This window comes from Streptomyces sp. 15-116A (assembly GCF_025290915.1).
GTDB lineage: Bacteria > Actinomycetota > Actinomycetes > Streptomycetales > Streptomycetaceae > Streptomyces.
This window is the reverse complement of sequence record NZ_JAOCQE010000425.1, coordinates 1-3735: the sequence shown is the minus strand read 5'-3', so window position 1 is coordinate 3735 and position 3735 is coordinate 1. Positions and strand designations below refer to the sequence as shown.

The window sequence follows — 3735 nt, the reverse complement described above, 5'->3', positions numbered from 1 at the left end:
GGGCCGCGCCCGCCGCCGCGGGGGCGAGACCCGTGTCGAAGATGAACGTCCGCGCCGCGTTGACCAGATGCTCGATCACCCGGGCCGGACCGAGCACGGCTCCGCCCTGGCTGCCCAGCGACTTGGACAGCGTCACGGTCGCCACCACGTCGTCCGCGCCCGCGAGGCCCGCCGCGTACGGGGCGCCGCGCCCGCCGTCGCCGAGCACGCCCAGCCCGTGGGCGTCGTCGACCACCAGACCCGCGCCGTACTCCCGGCACACCACGGCCAGCCCGGCGAGCGGGGCCGCGTCGCCGTCCACCGAGAACACCGTGTCCGACACCGCGATCGCCGCTCCGTCGTGCCCGGACAGTGCCTTGCGTACGGCGTCGGGGTCGGCGTGGGCCGCGACCTGCGTCGTCCCCCGGGCCAGCCGGCAGCCGTCGATCAGCGAGGCGTGATTGCCCGCGTCGGAGACGATCAGGGAGCCGTGCGGGGCCAGCGCGGTGACGGCGGCGAGGTTGGCGGCGTAACCGGAGGAGAAGACCAGGGCCGCCTCGAAGCCGCAGAAATCGGCCAGCTCGCGCTCCAGCTCGGCATGGAGCTCGGTGGTGCCGGTGACCAGCCGGGAGCCCGTGGCGCCGCCGCCCCAGGTCCGCGCCGCGCGCGCGGCTCCCTCGACGACCTCCGGGTGACGGGCCAGGCCCAGGTAGTCGTTGCTCGCCAGATCGAGGAGCGGCGTGTCGGCGGGGCGCGGGCGCAGTATCCGTACGAGTCCGGCGCGGCGGCGCAGCCGCGCCTGCTCGTCGATCCAGCCGAACGCCATGGGTCCTCCGGGGCTTTTGTAGGCAGTGCACAGACACTAGCGGGAGGCCGTACGGGGCACGGTGTGGCAATACCCACACCGCCAAGCGGCTCTGTTGTACGAACTCTCCTTGGCCTCGGGCCGCCCGGTAGGACAGGATCGGCTCTCATGGACCTGCTGAACACGCTGGTGGACAAGGGGCTTCGGCGCGAGACGCCGACCCGCGAGGAAGCGCTGGCCGTCCTGGGGACGACCGACGACGAACTGCTCGACGTGGTGGCCGCGGCCGGGAAGGTGCGCCGGCACTGGTTCGGCCGGCGGGTGAAACTGAACTACCTCGTCAACCTCAAGTCCGGCCTGTGCCCCGAGGACTGCTCCTACTGTTCCCAGCGGCTCGGCTCGAAGGCCGAGATCCTGAAGTACACCTGGCTGAAGCCGGACGAGGCGTCGAAGGCGGCCGCCGCCGGGCTCGCCGGCGGGGCCAAGCGGGTGTGCCTGGTGGCGTCCGGGCGCGGTCCGACGGACCGTGACGTGGACCGGGTGTCCGACACCATCAAGGCCATCAAGGAGCAGAACGAGGGCGTCGAGGTGTGCGCCTGCCTCGGTCTGCTCTCCGACGGCCAGGCGGAGCGGCTGCGTGAGGCGGGCGCGGACGCCTACAACCACAACCTCAACACCTCCGAGGCGACGTACGGGGACATCACCACCACGCACACCTACGCCGATCGCGTGGAGACCGTGCAGAAGGCGCACGCGGCGGGGCTGTCCGCCTGCTCCGGGCTGATCGCCGGTATGGGCGAGAGCGACGAGGACCTGGTCGACGTGGTCTTCTCGCTGCGCGAGCTGGACCCGGACTCGGTGCCGGTGAACTTCCTGATCCCGTTCGAGGGGACGCCGCTGGCGAAGGAGTGGAACCTGACGCCGCAGCGGTGTCTGCGGATCCTCGCGATGGTGCGGTTCGTCTGCCCGGACGTGGAGGTGCGCATCGCGGGCGGCCGTGAGGTGCATCTGCGGACGATGCAGCCGCTGGCGCTGCACCTGGCCAACTCGATCTTCCTCGGGGACTACCTCACGAGCGAGGGGCAGGCGGGCAAGGCCGATCTGGAGATGATCGCGGATGCCGGGTTCGAGGTCGAGGGTTCGGATCAGGTGACGTTGCCGGAGCACCGGGTCGCGGCCGGTGGTGGGTGCGGCTCGTCCGCCGGGGCCGGTGGGTGCGGGTCGCACGGGGGGTCGCACGAGGGCGAGCAGGCGTCCGGGTGCGGGTCCCATCAGGGCGATGCGGCGTCCGGGTGCGGGTCCCACGAGGGCGGCGGTGTGTGCGGGACGGGTGGTGCGGTGCCGGCCGGTGAGCCGCGGACCGACCTGGTGGCGGTACGCCGTCGGGGCGCCGGGACGGATCTCGCGCCCAATGCCTGAGCTGTCCCACTCCGAGCTGCTCGAACTCGACCGGCGGCATGTGTGGCATCCGTACGGGCCGATGCCGGGGCGTCAGACCCCGCTCGTCGTGGAGTCGGCGAGCGGGGTACGGCTGAAGCTCGCCGACGGTTCGGGCGAACTCGTCGACGGGATGTCGTCCTGGTGGTCGGCGATCCACGGCTACAACCACCCGGTGCTGAACGAGGCGGCGCGCGAGCAGCTCTCCCGGATGAGCCATGTGATGTTCGGCGGGCTCACGCACGAGCCCGCCGTGCGGCTGGCGAAGCTCCTTGTCGACATGTCGCCGGAGGGGCTCGAGCATGTGTTCCTCGCCGACTCCGGGTCGGTGTCGGTCGAGGTCGCGGTCAAGATGTGTCTGCAGTACTGGCGTTCGCTGGGCCGGCCGGAGAAGCGGCGGCTGCTGACGTGGCGGGGCGGCTATCACGGTGACACGTGGCAGCCGATGTCGGTGTGCGACCCCGAGGGCGGGATGCACGAGCTGTGGAGCGGGGTGCTGCCCCGTCAGGTGTTCGCCGACGCACCGCCCGTCGAGTTCGAGGAGTCGTACGCCGAGCATCTGCGGGAGATGATCGAGCGGCACGCCGGCGAGCTGGCCGCCGTGATCGTGGAGCCGGTGGTGCAGGGGGCGGGGGGCATGCGGTTCCACTCCCCCGCGTATCTGCGGGTGCTGCGTGAGGTCTGCGACGCGCATGACGTACTGCTCGTGTTCGACGAGATCGCGACCGGGTTCGGGCGCACGGGTGCGCTGTTCGCGGCGGGGCACGCCGCGGTGACGCCGGATGTGATGTGCGTGGGCAAGGCGCTGACCGGTGGCTATATGACGATGGCGGCGACGCTGTGCACGGCGCGGGTGGCCGACGGGATCTCGCGCGGTGAGGTGCCGGTGCTGGCGCACGGGCCGACGTTCATGGGCAATCCCCTGGCGGCGGCGGTTGCCTGCGCGTCGATCGAACTGCTGCTGGGGCAGGACTGGCTTGCCGAGGTCAAGCGGATCGAGGCGGGGCTGCGGGACGGGCTGGCTCCGGCCGCCGAGCTGCCGGGCGTGCGGGATGTGCGGGTGCTCGGTGCGATCGGGGTCGTGCAGCTCGATCACGCCGTGGACATGGAGGCGGCGACGCGGGCCGCCGTGCGTGAGGGTGTGTGGCTGCGGCCGTTCCGCGATCTGATCTACACCATGCCCCCGTATGTGACGGGTGACGCGGATGTCGGGCTGATCGCGCGTGCGGTGTGCGCGGCGGCGAAGGAAGGGTGACGTGACATGCCGGTGCTGGTGATCACGGGGACGGGTACCGAGGTCGGCAAGACGGTGGTGACGGCGGCGGTCGCCGCGGCGGCGGTGGCGGCCGGGCGGTCCGTGGCGGTGCTGAAGGCCGCGCAGACCGGGGTGGGGCCGGGAGAGGCCGGGGACGCGGAGGAAGTGGCGCGGCTCGTCGGTGCGGGCGTCACCGCCGGGGAACTGGCGCGGTATCCGGAGCCGTTGGCACCGGGGACGGCGGCGCGGCGGGCGGGGC

The 3735-nt window shown here is 72.4% G+C and carries 4 protein-coding genes; 3 read left to right on the top strand and 1 reads right to left on the bottom strand.

What is annotated here, in order from left to right:
* Positions 1 to 805, bottom strand: an 805-nt coding sequence (locus N4P33_RS33740; RefSeq protein WP_260830738.1) for an 8-amino-7-oxononanoate synthase, incomplete at its 3' end; no start/stop codon positions are given.
* Positions 806 to 952: 147 nt separating this feature from the next.
* Between N4P33_RS33740 and bioB the strand changes: the two genes are divergently transcribed.
* The 3 genes from bioB to N4P33_RS33725 form a co-directional block, all read left to right on the top strand.
* Positions 953 to 2203, top strand: coding sequence for a biotin synthase BioB (gene bioB / locus N4P33_RS33735; protein WP_260830737.1), 1251 nt, complete (start codon positions 953 to 955; stop codon positions 2201 to 2203).
* On the top strand, positions 2196 to 3476 hold the full coding sequence (locus N4P33_RS33730) for an adenosylmethionine--8-amino-7-oxononanoate transaminase (protein ID WP_260830736.1): 1281 nt from the start codon (positions 2196 to 2198) through the stop codon (positions 3474 to 3476). The genes bioB and N4P33_RS33730 overlap by 8 nt, the downstream gene beginning before the upstream one ends.
* A gap of 6 nt (positions 3477 to 3482) precedes the next feature.
* Positions 3483 to 3735 (top strand): AAA family ATPase (locus N4P33_RS33725; protein WP_260830735.1); only part of this gene is annotated, 253 nt, incomplete at its 3' end.